The 24,801-nt window shown below is 44.6% G+C and carries 20 protein-coding genes; 17 read left to right on the top strand and 3 right to left on the bottom strand.

Annotated elements, in window-relative coordinates; all coding sequences use genetic code 11:
• Positions 1-353 precede the first annotated feature (353 nt).
• The 14 genes from ndhC (at position 354) to Q9G97_RS03530 (ending at position 17,622) form a co-directional block, all read left to right on the top strand.
• Positions 354-965, top strand: a complete 612-nt coding sequence (gene ndhC, locus Q9G97_RS03465) for an NADH-quinone oxidoreductase subunit A (RefSeq protein ID WP_305899716.1) — start codon at positions 354-356, stop codon at positions 963-965.
• A 126-nt stretch (positions 966-1,091) separates the two neighbouring features.
• Positions 1,092-1,760 (top strand): NADH-quinone oxidoreductase subunit B family protein, encoded by a 669-nt coding sequence (locus Q9G97_RS03470; protein WP_201572351.1) that lies wholly within the window; start codon positions 1,092-1,094, stop codon positions 1,758-1,760.
• 102 nt (positions 1,761-1,862) lie between these two features.
• Positions 1,863-3,638: an NADH-quinone oxidoreductase subunit C/D gene (gene nuoC, locus Q9G97_RS03475; protein ID WP_201572353.1), complete on the top strand. Its 1,776-nt coding sequence runs from the start codon at positions 1,863-1,865 to the stop codon at positions 3,636-3,638.
• Between the two features lie 111 nt (positions 3,639-3,749).
• Positions 3,750-4,259, top strand: coding sequence for an NADH-quinone oxidoreductase subunit NuoE (gene nuoE, locus Q9G97_RS03480; protein ID WP_201572355.1), 510 nt, complete (start codon positions 3,750-3,752; stop codon positions 4,257-4,259).
• Entirely contained in the window at positions 4,256-5,680 is a 1,425-nt protein-coding gene (gene nuoF / locus Q9G97_RS03485) for an NADH-quinone oxidoreductase subunit NuoF (RefSeq protein WP_305899717.1), read from the top strand. Before nuoE ends, nuoF begins: the two co-directional genes overlap by 4 nt.
• 10 nt (positions 5,681-5,690) lie before the next feature.
• On the top strand, positions 5,691-8,786 hold the full coding sequence (gene nuoG / locus Q9G97_RS03490) for an NADH-quinone oxidoreductase subunit NuoG (RefSeq protein WP_305899718.1): 3,096 nt from the start codon (positions 5,691-5,693) through the stop codon (positions 8,784-8,786).
• A gap of 52 nt (positions 8,787-8,838) precedes the next feature.
• Entirely contained in the window at positions 8,839-9,837 is a 999-nt protein-coding gene (nuoH, locus tag Q9G97_RS03495) for an NADH-quinone oxidoreductase subunit NuoH (protein WP_371747923.1), read from the top strand.
• 37 nt (positions 9,838-9,874) lie between these two features.
• Positions 9,875-10,423 (top strand): NADH-quinone oxidoreductase subunit NuoI, encoded by a 549-nt coding sequence (gene nuoI / locus Q9G97_RS03500; RefSeq protein ID WP_305899720.1) that lies wholly within the window; start codon positions 9,875-9,877, stop codon positions 10,421-10,423.
• The gene (nuoJ, locus tag Q9G97_RS03505) at positions 10,420-11,193 is read left to right on the top strand and encodes an NADH-quinone oxidoreductase subunit J (RefSeq protein ID WP_305899721.1); all 774 of its coding nucleotides are present in this window, start codon (positions 10,420-10,422) and stop codon (positions 11,191-11,193) included. The genes nuoI and nuoJ overlap by 4 nt, the downstream gene beginning before the upstream one ends.
• A gap of 113 nt (positions 11,194-11,306) precedes the next feature.
• Positions 11,307-11,600, top strand: a complete 294-nt coding sequence (nuoK, locus tag Q9G97_RS03510) for an NADH-quinone oxidoreductase subunit NuoK (RefSeq protein ID WP_201573727.1) — start codon at positions 11,307-11,309, stop codon at positions 11,598-11,600.
• Positions 11,601-11,602: 2 nt separating this feature from the next.
• Positions 11,603-13,477: an NADH-quinone oxidoreductase subunit L gene (gene nuoL, locus Q9G97_RS03515; RefSeq protein WP_305899722.1), complete on the top strand. Its 1,875-nt coding sequence runs from the start codon at positions 11,603-11,605 to the stop codon at positions 13,475-13,477.
• A 1-nt stretch (position 13,478) separates the two neighbouring features.
• Positions 13,479-15,107 carry an NADH-quinone oxidoreductase subunit M gene (gene nuoM / locus Q9G97_RS03520; protein WP_305899723.1) on the top strand — a complete coding sequence of 543 codons (1,629 nt, stop codon included), beginning with the start codon at positions 13,479-13,481 and terminating at the stop codon, positions 15,105-15,107.
• Positions 15,108-15,110: 3 nt separating this feature from the next.
• Positions 15,111-16,589 carry an NADH-quinone oxidoreductase subunit N gene (locus Q9G97_RS03525; protein WP_201572386.1) on the top strand — a complete coding sequence of 493 codons (1,479 nt, stop codon included), beginning with the start codon at positions 15,111-15,113 and terminating at the stop codon, positions 16,587-16,589.
• Positions 16,590-16,800: 211 nt separating this feature from the next.
• On the top strand, positions 16,801-17,622 hold the full coding sequence (locus Q9G97_RS03530) for a ferredoxin--NADP reductase (protein ID WP_305899724.1): 822 nt from the start codon (positions 16,801-16,803) through the stop codon (positions 17,620-17,622).
• 122 nt (positions 17,623-17,744) lie between these two features.
• Here the strand turns inward: Q9G97_RS03530 and Q9G97_RS03535 are convergent, their stop codons facing one another.
• On the bottom strand, positions 17,745-18,686 hold the full coding sequence (locus tag Q9G97_RS03535) for a hypothetical protein (protein ID WP_371747903.1): 942 nt from the start codon (positions 18,684-18,686) through the stop codon (positions 17,745-17,747).
• Between the two features lie 351 nt (positions 18,687-19,037).
• Between Q9G97_RS03535 and Q9G97_RS03540 the strand changes: the two genes are divergently transcribed.
• Positions 19,038-19,922 (top strand): mechanosensitive ion channel family protein, encoded by an 885-nt coding sequence (locus Q9G97_RS03540; protein ID WP_305899725.1) that lies wholly within the window; start codon positions 19,038-19,040, stop codon positions 19,920-19,922.
• A gap of 28 nt (positions 19,923-19,950) precedes the next feature.
• Here the strand turns inward: Q9G97_RS03540 and ybeY are convergent, their stop codons facing one another.
• Positions 19,951-20,508 carry an rRNA maturation RNase YbeY gene (ybeY, locus tag Q9G97_RS03545; RefSeq protein WP_305899726.1) on the bottom strand — a complete coding sequence of 186 codons (558 nt, stop codon included), beginning with the start codon at positions 20,506-20,508 and terminating at the stop codon, positions 19,951-19,953.
• Between the two features lie 147 nt (positions 20,509-20,655).
• Positions 20,656-21,798, bottom strand: a complete 1,143-nt coding sequence (locus Q9G97_RS03550) for a PhoH family protein (protein ID WP_305900258.1) — start codon at positions 21,796-21,798, stop codon at positions 20,656-20,658.
• Between the two features lie 451 nt (positions 21,799-22,249).
• Here Q9G97_RS03550 and Q9G97_RS03555 point away from each other — a divergent pair, with 451 nt between their 5' ends.
• Entirely contained in the window at positions 22,250-23,497 is a 1,248-nt protein-coding gene (locus Q9G97_RS03555; protein WP_371747924.1) for an FAD-dependent monooxygenase, read from the top strand.
• 37 nt (positions 23,498-23,534) lie between these two features.
• Positions 23,535-24,794, top strand: coding sequence for an FAD-dependent oxidoreductase (locus Q9G97_RS03560; protein ID WP_305899728.1), 1,260 nt, complete (start codon positions 23,535-23,537; stop codon positions 24,792-24,794).
• Positions 24,795-24,801: the final 7 nt, after the last annotated feature.

Here is a 24,801-nt window from a genome sequence, read left to right on the forward strand (position 1 = left end):
AGCACTAATATGCGTATAGTGTATGAACAATTTATACCAGTTATCACGCCAATATTGACTATTTGTAATGAGTTATTAAATCAATTAAATTGTTCGGCATTTCGCGATTATCATATTGATTTAATAAGTTTATTTAAAGTGGTTGCCAGCCGATGACCAGCCTTTATCCGCGAGTGGGCGTGATAATATCAATGCTAGTTGCCGCTGACACAATTCTCAATAAGCATGGTAGTTGGCTATTACCACCATAGATGACATGCCGATTTGTAAAATGTTATCTATGTTTTCGTCTGAGTTATAAATGCCGATTAGGGCAGGTGTAACACTCGATTGGGTGAGGAGCACGCAATATCATGACTGCCTTTAACTGGTCAGCCGTAGCTTTTATTTTGGCCGCCATCGGTCTCGTTATATTTATGTTAGTCGTACCGCGTCTACTTGGTGGACGCTCTCATGGTATGCAAAAAGAACAAGTATTTGAAGCGGGCGTTGTCGGATCTGGCAACGCCCGTATTCGCTTGTCTGCAAAATTCTATTTGGTTGCGATTTTCTTTGTCATTTTCGACTTAGAAGCGTTATATCTATACGCTTATGCTGTCTCTGTGCGTGAGACAAGCTGGCTTGGATTCGCTGGAGCCTCAGTATTTATTGGTGTATTAATTGTGGGCTTGATATATGAGCTCAGATTAGGGGCAATAAACTGGTCACCTGCTGATAAGCTACGCAAAAAGCCGCGTCTATATGCTGCGCCTGCAGGCTTCAATTTGGCCAGCATTACTAAGTTCGATGGCGTAGAGGAGCTGACGCGGGACCCTGCAGGGAAGATTCCAGCGCAGTCATCAGGGCAAATTAATGTCTCAAACAATATAGAGGCTAATCGTCGTCACTTACAAACTATAGATCATATCAACACTACGGGTAATATTACTTCAGTAGACTTTGCTAGCTCGAATCAGCCCAGCTAAGTTGAGCGATAATCAGTAATCGCTTATTACTAAATAGCTAGCTGATAGCTTTCATTTGATTTGAATGTAGACAAAAAGTTGTCATTGTTATACTGACAGCCTTGCTCTATTAAAAGGTTAATGGTTATGAAATATACTCTCACTAAAGCGAATCCAGATGCCCAGACGTATCCCGCTGAGACTCGTGAAACGGTCAATGACCCTATCGAAGATGAGGTCAATAAAAACGTCTTTATGGGTCGCTTAGAGGATTTAATTCATTCGACAGCCAACTGGGGTCGCAAAAATTCCTTATGGCCGTTTAACTTTGGTACCTCTTGCTGCTACGTCGAATATGCGACTACTTTAACTGCTGTCCATGATTTATCACGCTTCGGTGCTGAGGTTATCCGCGCATCACCTCGTCAGGCTGATGTCATGATAGTAGCTGGTACTTGTTTTATTAAGATGGCACCTGTCATTCAACGGCTGTACGAACAAATGCTAGAGCCAAAATGGGTGATCTCAATGGGTGCTTGTGCCAACTCTGGTGGCATGTATGACATCTACTCAGTGGTGCAAGGGGTGGATAAAATTATTCCTGTGGATGTCTATGTGCCAGGCTGCCCACCGCGTCCAGAAGCTTTGATTCAGGGGCTCATGCTATTACAAGAGTCGATTACCAAAGAGCGTCGTCCATTAGGTATTCATATGGATGACCAAGGTATTTATCAGCCGCAAATGACTCCTGAGCGAGATCGTAAACAGGCGGATCGTATTGCGGTCAAAAACCTACGTAGCCCAGATAGTATATAAATCAGCGGTATAGCGTTAGGGTTTTGTGGGCGCTATTTTTAGCCAGCTATTTATGCAACTATTCGCAGCAAATTTATAGAGTAATGAAGGAAGACAGCATTCATGGTCACGGTAGTCGAAAACAAAGATCCTAAGATTAAGCCTGTACCAGCCGTTATTCAAGAGCTGGGGCATAAATATGCGGGTAAGTTTGTAGTACAGCAGACCATTGATGAGATCCCTACGGTTTGGGTGGCTCGCGCGGATTTACTAGATGTACTGCTATTTTTGCGTAAGCTGCCCAAGCCTTACGTGATGCTATTTGACTTATCGGCAATGGATGAGCGTCTGCGTCAGCATCGTCAAGGCCTTCCTGATAGCGACTTTACCGTGTTCTATCATTTGATGTCACTTGAGCGCAATAGTGATGTGCGTATCAAAGTCGCTCTTAGTGAAGATGATTTAAACGTTCCGAGTGCTACGAATATCTGGCCAAATGCCAACTGGTATGAGCGCGAAGTTTGGGATATGTTCGGTATTGTATTCAGTGGCCATCCGCATCTGACGCGTATTTTATTACCCAAATATTGGGAAGGTCATCCACTACGTAAAGAGTACCATGCACGTGCTACTGAATTTACACCTTATTTTTTGAATGCTGCCAAGCAGCAATACGAGCAGGAAAACCTGCGCTTTGTCCCTGAAGAGTGGGGCATGAAACGCTCAGGTCGTGATGAAGACTTTATGTTTTTGAACATCGGTCCCAATCATCCTTCTGCTCATGGTGCATTTCGTTTGGTGCTACAGCTCGATGGCGAAGAGGTCATTGACTGTATTCCAGATATTGGTTATCACCATCGCGGCGCTGAGAAAATGGCTGAGCGTCAGACTTGGCACTCCTACATTCCTTATACCGATCGGATTGATTATCTCGGCGGCGTCATGAATGAGCTGCCTTATATCATGTCGGTTGAAAAGCTGGCTGGCATTACTATTCCAGCGCGCGCTGAAACTATTCGCGTGATGATGAGCGAGTTTTTCCGCATTACCAATAACTTGCTATTCGTCGGTACCTTTATTCAAGATGCGGGTGGTATGACCCCTGTGTTTTATATGTTTACCGATCGTCAAAAAGCTTACGATGTGATCGAAGCGGTGACAGGCTACCGTATGCATCCTGCTTGGTTCCGTATCGGTGGCACAGCCGCTGATCTACCGCGTGGATGGCAGCGCCTTGTCCGTGAGTTCTTGGACTGGATGCCTAAGCGCTTGGATGAATATGTCAAGGCTGCGCTTAAAAACAGTGTATTGAAAGGTCGTACTCAAGGTGTGGCGCAATATAATGCCAAGCAAGCCTTAGCTTGGGGAGTCACTGGCGCAGGTCTGCGCGCGACAGGTGTGGATTTTGATTTGCGTAAAGCCCGTCCTTATATGGGTTATGAAAACTATGATTTTGAGGTGCCAGTAGGTTATAACGGTGATGCTTATGATCGCTGTATGATCAAAGTCGAAGAGATGCGCCAGTCACTACGTATTATTCGTCAATGTATGGATAATATGCCGCAAGGACCTTATAAAGCAGATCATCCATTAGCCGTGCCACCGCCTAAAGATCGGACTTTGAACGACATTGAGACTTTGATTAACCACTTTATATCCGTATCGTGGGGGCCTGTGATGCCAGCTGGGGAATGTGCCACTATTGTTGAGGCGACCAAGGGGCTAAATAGCTACTATATAACCTCTGATAAAGCCACGATGAGCTATCGTACGCGTATCCGTACGCCTACTTTTGCCCATATTCAGCAGATGCCGTCGGTAATAAATGGCTCGCTGGTGTCCGATGCTATTATGTATTTGGCTTCCATTGATATCGTGATGGCAGATTGCGATCGTTAAAGTTTTACTAAATCTATTCATTTGGTTATGACTATTTTTGTCGTTATTAATATTATTATACTGGTTGTGAATACTGCGAGTCGCATGAGGCGTCAAGGATATAAATAAGTTATGAAAATTGTTACTGATAAAGCGCCAAAGGTCGATGTAGCTAGTATTTTGACAGCGACTGAGATTACTGCTATTCATGAGTTTATGCATCATTATCCTCATGCTCGTGCCGCCTCCTTAGATGCGTTAAAGATCGTCCAAAAGCGTAATGGCTGGATCGATGATGCTCAAGTTAATGCTATCGCGAACCTGCTAGATATCCCCGTGACTGATATCGATGGTGTGGCAACATTTTTTAATCGTATTTATCGTCAACCTGTCGGTCGTCATGTGATCCTTATTTGTGATTCTGTAGCCTGTTATTTGACAGGTTATGAAGCGTTGTCGACTGCTTTTAGAACAGAATTAGGCATTGAATACGGTCAGACTACCACTGATGGTCGCTTTACTATTTTGCCGATTTGCTGCCTAGGTAACTGTGACAAAGGTCCAGCTGTTTTGATCGATGAAGATACTTATGGCCCTGTGCAGCCTGAAGAGGTCGCGCAACTATTGGAGCTATACGCATGAGTTTAACTGTTGCAGAGCAAATCGCTCAACGCCAACGAGGCTTGGCACCTAGCCAACTAAACGAGCAGCGCATCCCTGTCTATGGTGATAAAGCGACGGCTACTAGCGAGACTAAACCATTAACGTGGCGTTTAGCGCATCATGATGCCGTGCTTGATCTCGCGACTTATGAGTCATTGCGCGGTTTTGAAGCGTTAAAAATAGCGCTCAATCAGTCCGCTGATACTACTATGAAGACCATCAAAGACGCGGTAGTAAAAGGTCGCGGCGGGGCAGGTTTTCCTGCAGGTATCAAGTGGTCGCTGATGGCGCCACCTGATGGTGGGCCGCGCTATCTAGTTTGTAATGCTGATGAGATGGAGCCAGGCACCTTTAAAGATCGCCTGCTTATGGAGCGCCTGCCATTTCAATTGATTGAGGGCATGTTGATATCCGCTTATGCCATTGAAGCAAACGTAGGATATATTTTTATTCGCGGTGAATATATAGTGGCAGCCGAGCGCTTAAACGCGGCCCTCGATGAGATGCGTGCTAATAATTTAATTGGCGATAATATTTTAGGCTCAGACTTTAGCTTTGATTTGCATGTGCACACAGGGGCAGGTCGCTATATCTGCGGTGAAGAAACAGCGTTACTCAATGCTTTAGAAGGTCGCCGCGCTAATCCACGTACTAAGCCACCATTCCCGCAAGTCGCTGGGGCATGGGGTCGTCCAACGATCGTCAATAACGTTGAAACCTTACATAACGTCTCTGCGATTATCTTACATGGTAGCGAGTGGTATCAGGATTTGCCAAAAGCCAAAGGCGTAGTTGAAACGCCAGGCACTAAGCTATTTGGCTGTTCAGGACTGGTGAATGACCCAGGTCTATGGGAATTACCTTTTGGCTATACCGCGCGCGAGATTATAGAAGATTTCGCTGGTGGTATGCAGGAAGGTCGTACGCTTAAGGCTTGGTTACCAGGCGGTGCATCTACTGACTTTTTGACCGCTGATCATCTAGATACTGTTGTTGATTTTGATACGATTCAAGCCGCTGGTAGTCGTATGGGCACAGGGCTGATTATGGTAGTCGATGAACAGCAAGATATGGTGCCACTACTACGCAATTTAGAGATATTCTTTCAGCGTGAGTCTTGCGGATTTTGTACGCCATGCCGTGATGGACTGCCTTGGGGAGTCAAGTTGCTAACAGCTATCAATGATGGCGAAGGGCAGTTGGGTGATGTCGAAAAGCTAGAGGGCTTAACACGCGACTTATGGCTTGGTAAGACTTTTTGTGCTCACGCCCCAGGTGCTATGGAGCCACTAATGAGTGCGCTTAAATACTTCCGTCCTGAGTTTGATAGTAAGATTGCGCAGTCGGTTGGTAGTGATGTCATCGAAGCTGCGGACCGTCAACAGCTAGTAGCAAAATAAGGAGAGCGCCATGGCAGTCATACATATTGATGGAACGACCGTTGAGGTAGATGGTGGCGATAACTTGCTACAAGCCTGTCTATCGCTCGGCATTGACGTACCTTATTTTTGTTATCATCCAGCGCTTGGCTCAGTAGGCTCTTGCCGTCAATGCGCGGTGAAGCAATACCAATCTAAAGAAGATATGGAAGCAGGTCGCGGTCGCCTTGTAATGTCGTGTATGGTCGCGCCAAGCAATGATATGTACATCTCAGTCACTGATGACGAGGCAAAAGCGTTTCGTGCTTCAATGATTGAGCTACTGATGACCAACCATCCGCATGATTGTCCAACATGTGAAGAGGGCGGACACTGTCACTTGCAAGATATGACTTATATGTCCGGTCACAATCATCGTCGTTATCGCTTCACCAAGCGCACTCATCATAACCAAGAGCTTGGTCCTTTTATTGCGCATGAGATGAATCGCTGTATCGCTTGCTATCGCTGTGTACGCTTTTATAAAGACTATGCAGGCGGTGAGGATTTAGGCGTTTATGGCTCTAATAATCGAGTCTACTTCGGACGTGATGAAGACGGCCAATTTGAGAGCGAATTCTCAGGTAATTTAACCGAAGTGTGCCCAACGGGCGTATTTACGGATAAGACTCACTCAGAGCGTTACAACCGTAAATGGGATATGCAGTACGCGCCAAGTATCTGTCATGGCTGTTCAGCCGGTTGCAATATCTCACCAGGTGAGCGCTATGGCGAGTTGCGTCGTATTGAAAACCGCTATAATGGCGAGGTAAATCGCTACTTCTTATGTGATCGTGGTCGCTTTGGCTACGGTTATGTCAATCGTAGTGATCGTCCTACCCAAGCGCTTGAGCGTATTAATGACAAGCATGTCAAAATCAGTCTTAATTATGCGCTTGATGAAACTATCGATCGTTTGCAAGGTAAAAAGGTCATCGGTATTGGCTCACCACGCGCCAGTCTTGAGACTAACTTTGCCCTCAAAAGCCTAGTAGGTTTTGATAACTTCTCAACCGGTCTCAATCATCAGCAGCAGGCGCTAGTCAATAAATGCATTGAGGTATTGAGCACTGAGGGTATCTACAACCCTGGCATGACCGATATTGAGAGTCATGATGCGGTGCTGATTTTAGGCGAAGATATCACTCAGACATCCTCTAGAGTGGCATTATCTATTCGTCAAGCCGCCAAAAACGAAGCGATCAAAATGGCCGCTGCTGCCAAAACTCAAGCTTGGTTAGCTGAACCTGTCCAGCGTATCGGTCAAGGTGCATTAAGTCCAATTTATATCCTTGATGTGAGTCAGACTAAACTCGATGATGTCAGTAAAGTCAGTATCGTGGCAACCCCTGAAGACATTACAGCGCTAGGATTTAAGGTCGCTGATGAAATTGCTAATTTAGCAGATGATCTAACTCAAATTAAAGCTCCTCAAAAGCTGTCGAATGAGCAAAACGCGCAGCAAGCAGATCCTATGCAAGCTCTGGCGCAGCAAATTGCTTATGATTTAATTCAAGCAGATAAGCCGCTTATCGTCTCAGGCACTAGCCTGTCCTCTATCGCTATGATTGAAGCGGCAGCGCAAATTACTCAGGTACTTACCCAGAAGCGCACCGCGATCAAAGCGACTGAGCATGGTCAAGTAGAAGCGCATAATGCCCATGTTCGTAATGATAATGTTCGTGGTGATAATGTTCGCGCGGCTGAAGATCAAGCAAAGACGGCTCAGCCTACTGAGGATAAAGAACTAGCAGCCAAACCTGCTAAGCCTGAAACTGGTACTAATAAAGATGCGCAAGATGATATTGAGCGTGCGCCTGCTGATAGCTTAGAGCTTAAAGAGGAAAATGCTGACTACAGTGCGCAAGCGAGTATTTATTTAACGGTTACTGATGCTAATAGTATGGGTGTTTGTATGCTCGGCGGTCATTCGGTTGAAGAGCTATTGGCAACCGACTTTGAAGTAGTCGTAGTCGCTGAGAACCAACTTACTGACGCTATCGATGCGCAAAAATTAAGTCAGCTATTAAGTGATAAAACGGTAATCGCACTTGATCATCAGCTATTAGACTGGCACAAAGATGTCGATATTGTACTGCCGGCGGCTAGCTTTGCTGAGGCTGATGGAACTTTGGTCTCAAGCGAGGGCCGTGCCCAGCGATTCTTTCAGGTCTATGATAATAACTACTATCATCCGACCAGTAATATAAAAGAAGGCTGGCGCTGGCTGCATGCAGTGCATAGCAGCCTGATGGATAGATCTATCGATTGGCTGCAACTCGATGATGTGATTAGCGCATTAATCGCGACTCATCCAAAACTTGCGGGTATAAAAGACGCCGCTCCTGATGCTGATTATCGGATTACAGGGCTTAAAATTGCCCGTGAACCGCGCCGCTATTCAGGCCGTACCGCTATGCGCTCACCGATATCAGTGCATGAGCCTATGCAGCCCAAAGATTGGGATACCGCTTTGACTTTCTCTATGGAAGGTTATAGTGGCACACAAACGCCAAGCTCGATGATTCCGTTCGCCAGTGCTGCTGGCTGGAACTCACCACAAGCTTGGAATAAATATCAAGACAAAGTCGGTGGTAGCCTGAAGAACGGTGACCCAGGTATCCGTCTGTTTGATCAGTCAAAGCGTCTGGCGACTCGTCAATATGTAGCGCCAGAAGTGAGCACTATATCTACGACGGATATAGACCAAGGCCAAGCCAAGCTTGTACCTATCTATAATATTTATGCCAGCTCTATGATGGCATCAAGAAGTCCCATCGTCGCTGAGCAATTACCTGTGGCGACTTGGCGCATCGGTACTGATGATGCTAGCAACTGGAATATGGCTACAGGTGATTATTTAGAGATTACTGTTGATAATCATCAGATAGTCCTACCTATACAAGTAGTGCCTTATTTGGCAGAAGGCTGTATAGGTTATCCTGTCGGTCAAGTTGCTATTATTCATCCCTCAATGCCAGCTTCAGTGCGCCGAGTAGCTGCGCCTGTACCAGTGGCAGATATAATAGATGAAATGACGACAGATGCGATAGATTCTGCCGCTTCAACTAGCATACAGGAAGTGTAATATGTCGTTTACTCGTATTATCCCTGATGTGCCAAGCTTTTTGGCCGGCACAATGAGCTTTGATAGCTGGTCGATACTATTCTTAGTTGTACAATCACTGGTTATCTTTTTAGTAGTCGTTATTGTCGCTGCAATGATGATTGTTTATGAGCGCCGTATGCTAGCGCTTTGGCAGGATCGTTATGGCCCCAATCGAGTAGGGCCTTTTGGCTCACTACAATTGGTCGCAGATATGCTCAAAATCTTCTTCAAAGAGGATTGGACGCCAAACTTTACTGATAAGTTTATGTTTACATTGGCACCTGCGGTCGCGATGTTTACCGCGCTGGCCTCATTTGCCATTATTCCGATTTCACCTACGCTTGGTGTTGCAGATTGGGATATTGGGATTCTGTTCTTCTTTGCTATGGCGGGACTGGCAGTCTATGCGGTGATGTTTGGCGGTTGGGCTTCTGCGAATAAGTTTTCTTTATTGGGTGGACTACGTTCAGCGGCGCAAACGATTAGCTATGAAGTATTTTTGGGCTTATCTTTGATGGGTGTGGTTGCTTTATCAGGCTCATTCAACTTGCGAGTCATTGTCGAATCGCAAATTGACGGCTGGTACATTATTCCGCAATTCTTTGGTTTTTTAACCTTTGTCGTTGCTGGGGTGGCAGTCACTCACAGACATCCCTTTGATCAGCCAGAAGCGGAGCAAGAGCTTGCCGAGGGCTATCATGTTGAATACTCTGGCATGAAGTTTGGCATGTTCTTTATCGGTGAATATGTCAACGTAGTACTGATATCAGCGTTGATGACTTGTCTGTTCTTTGGCGGCTGGCTGCCACCGTTCAATTTAGATATTCCGTTTGTGCCTCCTGTATTTTGGTTTATGATTAAAACGCTATTTTTTATGACGTTGTTTATTTTGGCGCGTGGCTCCTTGATGCGTCCGCGTTATGATCAAGTGATGAATTTTGGTTGGAAAGTTTGCTTGCCGATAACTTTAATTAATTTATTAATTACGGCCGCGGTTATATTAATCTTCTTTCCAACACCGATAGTGTAATAATTAGCAGGATTGCGCTAATAAGGATAATAAACTCATGTTCACTAGTATAAAAAAGATCGTTGTTGGGTTCTATACTATTATTCGTAGTATGTGGATGGTCAATAGCCATGCCATCAGACCGCGCGATACTATTCTTTATCCAGAAGTCCCTGTGCCTGTACCACCAAGATTTCGCGGGCGAATTATTTTGTCTCGTGATCCTGATGGTGATGAGCGCTGTGTGGCTTGTAATCTATGTGCCGTTGCCTGTCCTGTAGGCTGTATCTCCCTACAAAAAGCGGAGCGTGAAGATGGACGCTGGTATCCTGAGTTTTTTCGGATTAACTTCTCACGCTGTATATTTTGTGGCTTGTGCGAAGAGGCGTGTCCAACGACTGCTATTCAGATGACCCCAGACTTTGAGATGGGTGAGTACGTGCGTCAAGATCTGGTCTATGAAAAAGAGCATCTACTAATATCAGGCCCAGGTAAATATCCTGATTATAACTACTATCGAGTATCTGGTATGGCATTGGCAGACAAACCAAAAGGTGCCGCACAAAATGAGGCCGCACCTATTGATCTAAGGAGCTTGCTGCCATGATGAGTTTTATGAACAACCCTGAGCTAGTCGGATTTTATGCTTTGAGTGCAGTGGCTATATTTGCCAGTTTACGCGTCATTATCCTTGCCAATCCCGTCCATGCTATTTTATCAATGATAGTTACTTTACTGGCTATCGCGGGTATCTTTTTCATCATCGGTGCCTCATTTGCAGGAGCGCTTGAGATTGTCGTTTATGCTGGGGCAATTCTAATTCTTTTTGTCTTTGTCATTATGATGCTCAATTTAGGTATGGCGAATGACGCTCGCGAAGAGCGTTGGCTAGATGCTAAAACTTGGGCAATACCGACAGGCTTGACGGTTATTATTGCGGTCATCATGTTTGCTATGGTCGGGTTTGACAGTGCAGATACCGTAAATACTCCGATGATTGGTGGGATAAGTGTTCCTGCCAAGGTAGTCGGTACTGTACTGTTTAGCAAGTACGTTTTGCTAGTGGAGATCGCCGCATTATTACTATTAGCAGCCCTAGTTGCCGCTTATCATCTGGGCAAAGAGTCTATCGATGATGAGATCGTCGGTAATGATAGTTTGAGTTTTCAGCCAAGCGTTGGCAGTATTGAGATATATGATCACAATACTGCTGGTGATACGATTGACGGCGTTGAGATGGCTAAGCCTTATAAGTATAAAGACGTTGACCCATATGATTATGTAGGTAAGTCGGTGGACAAGTCAGTCGGCAGAGCGACAGATAATTTAGCAGATAGGTCACAAAACAAGCCTATCTCGCGTAAGGAGTCAGACTAATGCTGCAAGCAGCAAGCGTAGCCGCAAAGGTGGCAACTGTACCGTTTGCCCATGAGGTAGTAGGCTTAATAGAGCCTGCCGCTCAGGTACAAAACGTATTAGGCGTGATTCCTATGAGTCACGGACTAATATTAGCAGGTATCTTATTTGCTATTGGTCTTTGTGGGGTAATGGTCAGACGTAACTTCTTATTTATGCTAATGAGCCTTGAGATTATGATGAACGCGGCCGCTCTAGCTTTTGTGATAGCGGGTAGTCGCTGGGTTGATCCAGATGGACAAATTATGTTTATCTTCATCTTGACTTTAGCAGCGGCTGAGGTCTCTATTGGTCTGGCATTATTACTGCAATTTTACCATAGACGCGGGCATCTCGATGTCGATAGCGCCAATGAGATGAGGGGATAATCATGAGTTTATTACCCTTAACCTTTATCTTTCCGCTGATAGGCTTTTTAATTTTGGCCTTTATGCGTGACAAGTTAACAGAACAAGTGGCCGGCTTAGTAGGGGTTGGTAGCATGGCGCTATCCGCTCTTTGTACGCTAGTTGCCAGCTTTACTTTTTTGAGCACTTATCCTGCGGGTACCGTAATAACTGTCCCTTTATGGACTTGGATGCAAGTCGGTGACTTTGCGCCGACGTTTGGACTTAGCTTCGATGGCTTAGCCTTAACCATGCTTGGCGTTATCACAGGTGTCGGCTTTTTGATTCATCTGTTTGCTGCTTGGTACATGAAAGGTGATACAGGCTTTGCACGCTTTTTTAGCTATATGAATCTATTTGTCGCCAGTATGTTGCTATTAGTATTGGCAGATGATTTGCTGCTGTTATATTTAGGCTGGGAAGGCGTTGGTATTTGCTCCTATTTACTGATTGGCTTTTATTTTGAAGATCGCGCCAATGGTCGCGCAGCGATGAAAGCCTTTACGGTAACTCGTGTTGGTGATGTGTTTTTAGCTTTTGGACTATTCTTGCTATACCGAGAATTTGGTACGCTTAACATCCAAGAGATTATCACGCGTGCGCCTGAGATGTTCAGCGTCAATGATCCAATTATGATTTTGACGACGATGATGCTGGTTGGTGGTGCTATGGGTAAATCAGCCCAGTTGCCACTACATACGTGGCTGGCTGATGCGATGGCAGGTCCGACGCCAGTATCGGCACTGATTCATGCTGCGACTATGGTCACTGCGGGCGTTTATTTGATCGCTCGTATGCATCCTTTATTTGAGCTGACGCCAGGTATTTTATTATACTGGGTTGGCGGCGTTGGCGCGCTAACGCTAGTGGTTGCAGGGTTTTGTGCGCTGGCGCAAACCGATATCAAGCGTATTCTTGCTTACTCGACAATGAGTCAGATCGGTTATATGTTCTTAGCGCTTGGCGTTGGTGCTTGGCAAGGGGCTATCTTCCATCTAATGACCCATGCTTTTTTTAAGGCATTGTTATTCTTGTCATCAGGCGCAGTGATACTCGCAGTCCATCATGAGCAAAACATATTTAAAATGGGCGGTTTACGTAAGAAAATACCTTTAGTGTTTTGGTGTTATATCATCGGTGGCGGTGCATTAGCCGCGATACCTTGGGTGACGGTTGGTTTTTATTCAAAAGAAGCAATCCTATGGGAAGCTTATGCCACAGGTCATCAAGTTCTATTCTATATGGGCGTATTTGGTGCTTTCTTAACGGCGATTTATACTTTCCGCATGATTTGGATTGTGTTCTTTGGTGAAGAGAAAACCCCAGCACATAAGCTATCTGGTGTTTCATACTGGCTGCCGCTGAGTGTGTTATTAGTACTATCCACTGCTGTAGGTGCATTGATTGTGCCACCATTACAAGGCGTCCTACCTGAGAGCGTTGGGCACTTATTAGAAGTTGCAGGCAATGCGCATGGCAAACACACTGCTGAGTACATTGCGATGGGTGCACTAGCAGCAGGTTTGGTAGTAGCTGCCTTGCTATATGTGGTTAACAAAGGTCGCCTATTGGCTAGCTTCAAGCGCTCCAGTATTGGTGGAGCCTTATACTATTGGTGCTACCACGGTATGGGTTTTGATGCGTTGTATGATTTGGTGTTTGTAAAACCCTTTTTATTGATTGGTCGCTTGTTCAAAACTGATCCCGTTGATAAGACTTGGTTGATATTACCAGCGCTGGCATCAGCAGGTAATAAAATATTATCACAAACGCAAACAGGGTCACTTCGAGGCTATGCTACAAGCTTTGGCTTGGGAATGGCAGTACTCTTGGTACTGGTAATGATGACGGTGGTATAAGATGATAGAGTTACAACAAACGTGGATGCTACCTGCACTGATTGCCATTCCATTTATAGCAGGGTTATTATGCTGGTTGGTTGAGCGTCATAATAAGCGCTTGCCGCGCTGGATCGCTCTGATTGGTATGATACTGACCTTTGGGTTGTCTTTAGTGCTATGGCAGTATGGCAACTTCAATGGTATGAGTGATCGCGTTCTTGATCCACAAGCGAGCGCCCCTTGGTTTGCAGAATTTAGCGTGCCGTGGATACCAAGACTAGGTATCAGCTTTCATCTAGCGATGGATGGTATGTCGTTGCTAATGGTCGCTTTAACTGGTCTTTTGGGTGTGGCAGCGGTTGCTTGTTCTTGGAATGAGATCCAACGCCGAGTCGGCTTTTTTCACTTAAACTTGTTATGGAGTTTAGGTGGGGTCATTGGCGTTTTCATGGCCATTGATATGTTCTTGTTCTTCTTCTTTTGGGAGATGATGCTGGTTCCTATCTACTTCTTGATTGCTATTTGGGGTCATGATGTGGTCGGTGGCAAAACCAAAGAGTACGCCGCGACTAAGTTCTTTATTTATACTCAGCTCTCAGGGCTGATCATGCTTATCGGTATTTTATTACTGGTGCTGTTCAGTCAAGCGCAAACAGGTCGCTATAGCTTTAATTATAATGATTTACTAGGCACCTCTATGGGTGGCTGGGAATATCCGATTATGCTGTGCTTCTTTATTGGCTTTGCGGTTAAGCTACCGATTATCCCGTTTCATGGATGGTTACCTGATGCGCATGCGCAAGCGCCAACAGCAGGTTCAGTTGACTTGGCAGGGGTACTGATTAAGACGGCGGCTTATGGTTTGATTCGTTTTGTACTGCCGTTATTCCCAGCAGCCTCGCAAGAGTTTGCCCCAATCGCTATGACTTTAGGTACTATCGGCATCTTTTATGGCGCGTGGCTGGCCTTTATGCAGACCGATATGAAGCGCCTGCTCGCCTATACTAGTATCTCGCACATGGGCTTTATCGTCTTAGCTATCTATGCAGGAACGTTGCTTAGCTTACAAGGCTTGATGGTACAGATGCTCGCACATGGTCTTAGCTCAGCGGCGCTATTTATTATGGCAGGTCAGCTCTACGAGCGCTTGCATACGCGCGATATCACTGTGATGGGTGGTATGTGGGGGCAGTTTCGCTACTATGCGCCGCTATTGATGTTCTTTTGTGCTGCGCTATTAGGTATCCCTGGTACAGGTAACTTTATTGGTGAGTTTATGATCTTATTTGGCTCATTTGCTCAGTATCCTGTGTTTGTAGTATTTGCGACATTCAGCTTAGTATTAGCAGGCTTGTATTCATTACTACTAGTGTATCGAGCGCTATTTGGGGCTAATACTACCAAAGAAGTTGCAAGACGTGAAACCAAAGATCATGGTCTACCTGAACGGCGCCTAAAAGATTTAGGACGGCGCGAGATATCATTATTGCTGGTGTTGGCAGTAGGTTTAGTATGGCTTGGGCTTTACCCACAGCCAATATTAGATACTTCAAGCCATGCGATGCAGTGGATCAATAATGCTTATATTTATAGTGAAATCACTCAAGTCGATGCGTCACAACTGCTTGATGCAATGGAGGCACGTTAAGTCATGAATGAGTCTATGATGAATGATTTGATGGGGCTGATGCCTTATGCACCAGTAATTGCCGTATCGATTACCGTGCTGATAGTAATGATTGCCATTGCTATTAAGCGCTCGCACTTTATCACGGGCACGATCACAGTAGTTGGTCTCAATATCGGTCTGTTTATCTTGATCGGTCAGATGACAGGCTATATAGAAAGTGCACCTGTATTGTTAGAGGCTGGTCAGCTATTTGCAGTCGATGGTTTTGCGCAGTTCAATATGCTCATTATCTTTATCTGTGCGCTGGCCTGTTGTACGCTCTCTTATGCTTATATGGTCAGTTATAGCGACAATAAAGATGAGCTATATTTGCTCATGCTATTGTCAACAGTTGGTGCGCTCTTAATGGTTTGCGCGCAACACATGGCCTCCTTCTTCGTGAGCTTAGAGCTATTATCTGTACCCTTATACGGTATGTTGTCCTATACCTTTTTACGTAGCAAATCGCTTGAGTCAGGTCTGAAATATTTGGTGCTATCAGCTGCCGCCTCAGCGACTCTGCTTATGGGTATGGCCTTTATCTACGCGCAAGTGGGCTCACTGAGCTTTAAATCTATTAGCTTGCAGCTGGCGACTATGTATCAGTCACCGCTACTGGTATTGGGAACAGCCTTGATGATGTTCGGTATTGCCTTTAAGCTTTCAGCTGCGCCGTTTCATATTTGGACGCCTGATGTCTATGAGGGTGCACCTGCACCTGTTGCGACTTACTTAGCTTCGGTGACCAAAGTGGCCATGATGGCTTTGGCCATTCGATTTTTACTTGATACGCAGCTATTGGCGCTGCCCTCAGTACAAATACTAATCACAGTGATGGCAACCTTATCTATTTTAGTAGGTAACTTATTAGCCGTACGCCAGACCAATCTTAAGCGCTTACTAGGCTATTCATCTATCGCTCACATGGGTTATGTATTGATTATTATCGTCAGTATTGGCCCTGGTGCTGATAGCGTCTCGACAATGTATATGGCGATTTATGCCTTTACCTCTATTGGTGCTTTTGGTGTAGTAACCTTGATGTCTAGTCCGTTTAGGCTTTCGGGTGAGGCGGATGAGTTAGTTCATTATCAAGGTCTTTTTTGGCGTCGTCCTGTATTGACAGCCTCGATGACTATTATGATGTTATCTCTAGCAGGTATTCCACTGACCGCAGGCTTTATTACCAAATTATTTGCAATATTTGCAGCGGTACAAGGCGTACAGTGGTTCTTAGCCGCGATGATTATTATCGGTAGTGCTATCGGACTGTTCTATTACTTGCGAGTGATGCTAACACTCTTTAAGCGACCTAAACAGTTTATCGAGTTTGACGTAGTAGGGCATTGGGGTGTGCGCACTGGTGGTATTATGGTGATTGCGGTTACCTTGGTCATTGTGTACTTTGGCATCTTACCAAGTACGATGATCGAATGGTCTACATTGGCTCGTATTTGGTAAGTTAAAGTTTTTAAAGTTCAATCGATTTTAGGCTGTTATCAATAACAGTCGATCAATAACAAAGGTTAGCGCAGGCTGGCCTTTTTGATTTTTACTGTTTCATTTCAAAGTGAGTTGATTTAAGTTTTTACGACCGCATGACTAATGATTAGCAATCAAGTACCCGAATATAATTATCAAAACTGACTACCGATTATGAGTGATAACTATTATGAGTGACAATATTCAAAGCGTGACTGTGCTTAGTAAGACCACTTGGACACCTAATTTATTTAGCTTCACCGTCACCCGTCCCGATAGCTTCAAATTTACCGCAGGGCAGTTTGTACGCTTAGGGGTCAACCCGAGCCAGCTGCAATATTACAAAAATAATGAACAGTCAGCCGTTGATGAAGCAGTTAATGAGGACATCTTTCGCGCTTATTCTATTGTGTCATCACCTTTCGATGAAGTGCTAGAGTTTTTCTCTATTGTGATTCCTGATGGCGCGTTTACCTCGCAGTTGCAGCATTTGCAAGTCGGTGATGAGCTGTTACTAAATACAATGCCGTTTGGGTTTTTAACTTTAGCGCGTTATCAGAAGCCTGAACCCAAAGATTTATGGTTATTAGCCACAGGTACAGGGCTTGCGCCATTTTTATCTATGCTGCAAGACTTGCAAACGTGGCAAGATTACGAGCATATCGTGTTGGCTTATAGTGCACGTACCATAGAAGAGCTAGCTTATTTAGATAAAATTCAGCAACTGGAGGCAGATTTTGGTGCTTTAGTTGATGATCCTGCTAAGCTGATATTCGTACCGATAGTGACTCGCGAGCCGATGGAGGGCGCTTTGACCGAGCGCTTGCCTAAGCTTTTATTGGATAATAGCTTGCAGGAGCGGGCAGGTATATCTTTGGACACGGACAGTGCTCATGTCATGCTCTGTGGCAATCCTGATATGGTAGAGGATACTAAGGAGACCCTGAAAACTTTAGGCTTTGTGATGAATCGTCGCGGAGAGGGAAATATTGCGGTTGAGAATTATTGGTAAGCTTGCTTGATGAGTTAATAGTCCAATATAGACCCAAAAAGCCGCAAGCTGTCTTTAATCTTAGAAAAATTGCGGCTTTTTATTGTTTACATACTGGTGGATTTTTTACCTAGTAAAGAAGCTTAAGCTTCTTTACTAGGTTCAGTCGCATCACCAATTGGGTTGATCGGACCTTTCATCATCTCAGGCTCTGCCTCGCCGCCATAATAGTCCGCTTGTACTTGCTCCGCCTGTTTTTTATTATCAGCATCAATGACGTCAACTGTACTGTCACTATTGCTGTTATTGTCCTTTTCGCTAATGATGTTATCGCCATTACTGCCGCCTAATAAATCACGATAGTTGACTTGAGTTTTTAATACCAACTGCTCTTCTTCAACCTCACCGTAGTTCACTTGCACTTTATGCAAGGTGCTCATGATTTTTTCATTATTCTTCAGCCAGCGATGAATATCTAAATATATAATGTCTTCTTTAGCACGGGCGATATTGATATAAGTTAAGATCACGCCTAAGGGGTCTTTTTTGAGCACTTTGTGATAAAACCAAACCGCAAGCTTGATGCCTTGGCGTTTGACAAAGGACTCACAGCGTAAATTAAGCACATCGGTAAAGGTGAGCTGGCCAAATACAAAGCGCTGTACGTTACGATCTATCTGCACATGCACTAGCCTAAAGTTACTAGCAACTTCGACGTAAATACCCGCAACATTGATCGTACAAAACAGGCGAAACCACTTTTCATGTAGCTCAACTCGTATCTCCAAAATAGCATTAACATTATCGGTGACGAACTTTTGCAGCGCATCATTAACATACTTTTGTGCCACTGGCAGGGCGATTTCATCTTCGATTTTGTCAGTGGTTTTGCCATATAGGTTTTTGAGAGATTGGGTAAGGCTATCCCAGCCCTTGGTAAAAGACTCACTAAATCGATAGCCTAGCGTTTCGATAAAATCATCAAATTCGTTTAGGGTATCAGTGCTACGTTTGCTACCACGCTTGCCACGGCTATAGCTTGCATTATCGGTGCTATTTAGGTCGTCACGGTTATCATAGATCAAGCGGTTAATCCTTGTAGTCGATTGTTGGCAGATTTGCTGACAGTCGCAAAGCAGTAAGAAAAATTATTATATAGCAAAACGGTTAGACACAAAACTGATGCAGGTTCATTGTAGCAAATCAGCTAAACATTCTAACAACAAAGACGACACTAATATTTAGGGCGTGTTGAATTCTTTGCAAATGAGCACTGCTGATAGCTAAAGAATTAGCAGCGCTGAATATAAAGCGAGTAGCAGCTGTAGCCGTCTAATTAGCCTGCATGTTATGATAGCACCGATTGAATATTTAGCCACTGAATTGCAGCGCGTCAATACGCCTCAACACGTTTTAAACTAAGAGTAATAGTTACTATGGAATTTTTAGGATTTACGATAGATGTCGCTACTTTGACAGATAGCGCTTTGAGCTTATTATTTAAGGTGCTGATTGCGCTTGCGATATTTATCGTCGGGCGCTGGCTGGCACAAAAAGCTACTACTTTCATTAATAAAATCATGGTGCGTAGTCACTTAGATGTGACCGCCGCTAACTTTTTAAGTCGTTTGATTTATGGCGTGATGATGGTCGTAGTGGCGTTGGCCGCACTCAATCAAGTGGGCGTGCATACTACCTCAGTAGTCGCAATCTTGGGTGGCGCAGCAGTGGCTATCGGTCTTGCGCTAAAAGATCAATTATCAAACTTTGCCGCGGGCATCATGATTGTCACCTTCAAACCTTTCGTAAAAGGTGATTATGTGCAAATCAGTAGTTATACAGGCACGGTTGGTGAGATTACTTTGGTCAATACCCATCTAACTACTATCAATAACCATGACGTTATCATTCCAAACAGTAGCATCACTACCTCAGCCGTTGTTAATTATACTGCTCTCCCAAATCGACGTGTCGATATCACTATCGGTGTCGGCTATGATGCTAATATTAAAACAGCCAAAGATCTAATATTAAAGCTAGCTATCGAGAATCCTGTTTCTTTTAACGATCCAGAGCCTATCGTACGAGTGACTAATTTGGGTGATAACTCGGTTGATTTGACCTTGAATGTTTGGACGACTAACGCTGATTGGTGGTCAATGCAGTGTGATTTGCTCGAACAGTTCAAAGAAGTATTTGACAGTGAAAAAATCGATATTCCTTTCCCGCAGCGTAGTGTGCATATCAAAGGCTTGGATCAGATGATAACAAATATGGATCAATCACAAAAGATACCGATGACTAAAGATACCGGTGACTAAAGATTGATTATTGATGCTGAGTTTATTATTAATAAGGGTTAGCTAAGCCTAATCCTTCTAAAATAGCAATCTCAAAGCGCTCCATCTGCTCCTGTTCAGCTTGTCCAATCTCATGATCAAAGCCTAGCAAATGCAATATGCCATGTATCAATAAATGGGTAATGTGCTGCGCTAGGGCTTTATTTTGCTCGTCCGCTTCACGCACTAGCACGTCATGACAGATAATCAATTCCCCCAAAGGGACAGTCGGCATCAGCTCAATAACACTCGCTGGTATCTCGCTGGGATAAGACAAAATATTAGTAGCATAATCTTTGCCGCGCGCCTCCATATTTATCTCGCGACCCTCTATAACATCAGTTATATAAACATCTAATGCTTTAGGCTTAGATTGCCACAGCTCATTACTGACCTCTGCAAAGTAGGGTAGCTCAAGGCCATCTTTGATATGGGCATCTACGTATTCCAAAGTCGCTGTTAGCGCAGCTTGTATCGTTTGTTCGGTATAGAGGTCGGTGAGCAGGTTATCGTCACTATTTTCATTGGCGCTGATGGTTATTTGGTTACCGCTTACATTGTTATTCATAATCGTATTATTCGCTTTAAAATATAGATAGGTGTCTCATGATATTGTAACTTTGTTTTATGACTATACAATTTATGACCGTAAAATAAAAACCAGACTAACAAAGGTCTGGTTTTTATTTTTAAAAAGCTATACTCGAACGTAAAACTACAATCTAGCCGCCGCATTAGCCATAATAGCACGGCGATCTTGCTCAGCGATACGCTCACGCTTTTGCTTCTCTTGTAGTATCAATTGCTCTTCATCGAACATATCGTAAGCTTCAACGATTTGCTGTACCAATTGATGGCGTACCACATCTTTTGAGTCAAACTTAGTAATGCGAATCTCTTCGATATCCTTTAGAATCTCCATCGCTTGCGCCAGACCTGACTTGGTACCGCGTGGCAAGTCAACTTGTGAGATATCGCCTGTAATGACGGCGCGCGAGCCAAAGCCCAACCGAGTCAAAAACATCTTCATCTGTTCAGGCGTCGTGTTCTGCGCTTCATCCAAAATCACGAACGAGTTATTTAAAGTACGCCCGCGCATATAAGCGAGTGGCGCGATCTCAATCTCTTGGCGCTCAATCATCTTGGCAACCTTTTCAAAGCCGATCATCTCGTAGAGTGCGTCATATAGTGGACGCAAATACGGATCGATCTTTTGGGTTAAATCACCTGGCAAAAAGCCTAATTTCTCGCCCGCTTCTACCGCAGGACGTACCAGTAAAATACGCTCAATCTCATTACGCTCAATCATATCGACCGCACAAGCGACCGCCAGATAAGTCTTACCTGTGCCCGCAGGGCCTATACCGAAAGATACATCCGAGGTTAAGATATCTTTAACATAGCGTTGCTGATTACCACCGCGTGGGATGATTCTACCTTTACGAGTGCGCAAACTAATTGGTGTAAAGTCATCGACGCTCTCTCCGTCAGTACCATCTGAGTCCTCTTCATTGAAAGCCGCGCCTTTTTTCTTATTCTTATCCGCATTTTTAGCAGCACTTTTGGCGATTCTGTCATCAGCGATATCTTGGTCACGTGAGATACTAGACTGAATAATAAGATGTAGCTCTTCAGCGCTAATGTCTTTAGAGTTTTGCGCCTCATCAGCCAGCTTGTATAAGATACGCTCTGCGCGCTCAATGTTCGTAATATCACCACTGACACAAAAGTCACTTTGACGTTGGCTTATTTTTACATCGAGGCGATCTTGGACATATTTCAGATGGTTATTATATTCGCCAAGCATGGTTTTAAGATGAGCTTGGGTGAGGTGTTCAAAGATTACATGGCGGCTCATAGAGTCAGTCAAGCGATTATCCTTATGGTGTTTGCCTAATAAAGCAGGCTAAATAGATAAAATGATTATTAAGTTATAAGGTTAAGGTGAATGAATATCTTACTTTCATTATGGTTGATAATATTTAAATTTCAAGCTATGAGCTGTGTTGAACAACGCCATTTTGTATATAGATTGCAACCACTCAGCTTGATGATAATATTACTTAAGAGCAGAGCACCTCACAAGCTATGCTAAAGGCTGTTCAGTAGCGTTAAGCGCACAGAAAAAAAGCCAATCTATGCTACTCTATTAACCAGTTTATAGTGGTTCAACAACCCTATTCAAAATCGTAATATAACGATGATAAGTGACATTTATTCATTTTATAATAGGACTTATGATGCAAAATTCTGATTTTATAACGGCTGATAATTCATCTAGCCATCATGCTGATGAAGACAGTGCTAAATTGACGGATCAGCAAGTACTGATCGTCGGTGGCGGTCATGTCGGCTTATCGTTTGCCTTGCTATTGGCGCATCACGGTATCGCCAGTACGTTGCTGGAAAAAAACAGCTATCCTGAGATCGGTCCTGAGAATGATCGCAGCCGTAGCCATTATTTGGACAGTCGCAATACCGCTTTGTCACGGCGTACGGTACAGATTTATCAAGAGATAGGCTTATGGAGTGAGCTACAAAGTCATGCTTGTCGTATTGATGCGGTGCAGATTAGTGAGCAAGGTAGCTTTGGAAAGGCGCAATTAAATAAAAAAGATGAGCGTGTTGAATCCTTTGGGCAAGTTATGGAGAACGCTTGGTTAGGACGTAAGCTATTATTAGCCGCGCAAAACGAGCCTTTGATTACGATTATAGATAATGCTGAAGTGGTCACTATTGGTCAGCAGAGCGACAGCGTCACCCTGACGTTTAGTTACTATAATGGTAGTGAAGATGAGCAGCAGTTGCAGGGCAGTGTACTGGTTGCTTGTGATGGGCGCGACTCCAATATACGTCAGCTATTAGACATCGGCATTAGCACTTATGACTATCAGCAAACGGCTATCGTTGGGGTAGTCGAGACTTCTATGCCACATGAGCATACTGCGATTGAGCGCTTTAGCCCAGCAGGTCCACTAGCTGTATTACCATTGACGGATCCTGATGGTGATGGCAATGACGACTATCAAAAAGGTCATCGACGTTCAGTGGTCTGGGTCTGTCCTACTGGGGAGGAGCAGCAGTATTTAGAAGATGACGTGCACTTTTTGGCGACGTTGCAACAAGCTTTTGGCGAGCGTGCTGGCAAATTCACTGCGGCAGGTCGTCGCGGTGCTTATCCGTTGACTCGTGTGCTAGCCAAATCACAAGTCGATGGTCGCTGTGTGATTATGGGTAATGCGGCGCACACGCTACATCCAGTGGCAGGACAAGGCTTTAATTTATGTATGCGTGACGCGCACGTACTGGCGCAAATGATGAGTACGCAAGTAATGAAAGGCGCTGATATCGGTGATATTAGCTTATTAAAACGCTATGCAAAAAGTCGCCAAACCGATCAAAAACGCGTCATTCGCTTTTGTGATGCAGTAGTACACGGCTTTACTCATCCGAATCCTGCGATTAAGCTGGCGCGTAATGTAGCGCTAGTGGCCTTTGATAAATTACCTAATATCAAGCCATTAGTTGCCACTTATGCGATGGGATTGAAGTCTTAATACGTTTATAAAAATAGAAAAGCTCAAAGGATAACTTATGAAAACCCCACATACTCTTATTATCGGTGGCGGCATTGTCGGCGCGACACTCGCTCTAAAACTAGCACAAGCCAAAAGTCCAGTAACCCTAGTCGATGCTGCACCTAGTCGTGATGAAGCGACTTGGAATAAAGCATTAAGTCAGCGTGATGCTCGGGTTTATGCCTTGAGCCTAGCGAGTATTGGGCTACTAAAAGACGTGGGCGCATGGCAAAAGATAACCGCGTCAAAACGCAAAGCAGACTACTCGCAAATGCAGGTCTGGCAGTTGAATGGTATTGGCGAATTGCTATTTGGTGAGCCTAATGATGATAATAATCATGCGCCAATGCTCGGTAGTATGGTCGAGCCACTCGTCATTGAACATGCGCTAAGCCAACGCTTATGCGGTAGTGATGTCAGCGATTATCTAACAGTAATTGCAGGTCATAAGGTCGTGGCAATGGACTGGCTTGGCGCACAGCAAGGATATAGCGTCAGCTTAGATAATGACCAAGTTATCAAGACCGCGTTAGTCGTCGGTGCTGATGGTCGTGGCTCGTTTGTACGTAAGCAAGCAAGCATTGGTCTAGATACTCTGGACTATAAGCAAACGGCGATTTGCTGTGCGATTCAAACGACTAAGCCACATCAAGCCACTGCGCGTCAAGCGATGTTGCCTACAGGAACGCTTGCATTATTACCATTAGCAGATATAACCGATGAAGATAAAGCTAATCCGCAACATTGGCAGTCGGTGGTGTGGACCCTGCCACGTAATCAAGCCTTAGCACTCTTAGACGAATCGCCACGCTTTATCGCGGACAAACTCGCTGCCGCTAGCACTTATGAGCTAGGAGATATTAATCAAATTGAGTCTATCGCTAGCTTTCCGTTAGCCGCTCAGCAAGCCAAGTCTTATGTCGCTGATAATTTAGTATTAATAGGTGACGCTGCGCATGGCGTACATCCGCTGGCAGGACAAGGGCTGAATCTAGGTATGTTAGACGTACAAGCTTTATATGAGCAGCTAGAGCATGACTTTGCTCGTAGTGGTAGCACGATGTGGGGCGCAAGTCAAACCTTACGCACTTATGAACGTGCGCGTCGTCCGCATAATAGTCTGATGATGCATAGCTTCTCAGCATTGAACTGGCTGTTCGCAGGCGAGCTGGCACAAACCCGTCCTATTCAGCAAATCCGCAATGAAGGCATGTCAGCGGTTAGCAAAATCAAGCCGTTAATGCGGCTATTTGCCAAGCAGGCGAGTGGGGTTTGAGCGACTG

This window comes from Psychrobacter sp. M13 (assembly GCF_030718935.1).
In the GTDB taxonomy this organism is placed as follows: domain Bacteria; phylum Pseudomonadota; class Gammaproteobacteria; order Pseudomonadales; family Moraxellaceae; genus Psychrobacter; species Psychrobacter immobilis_G.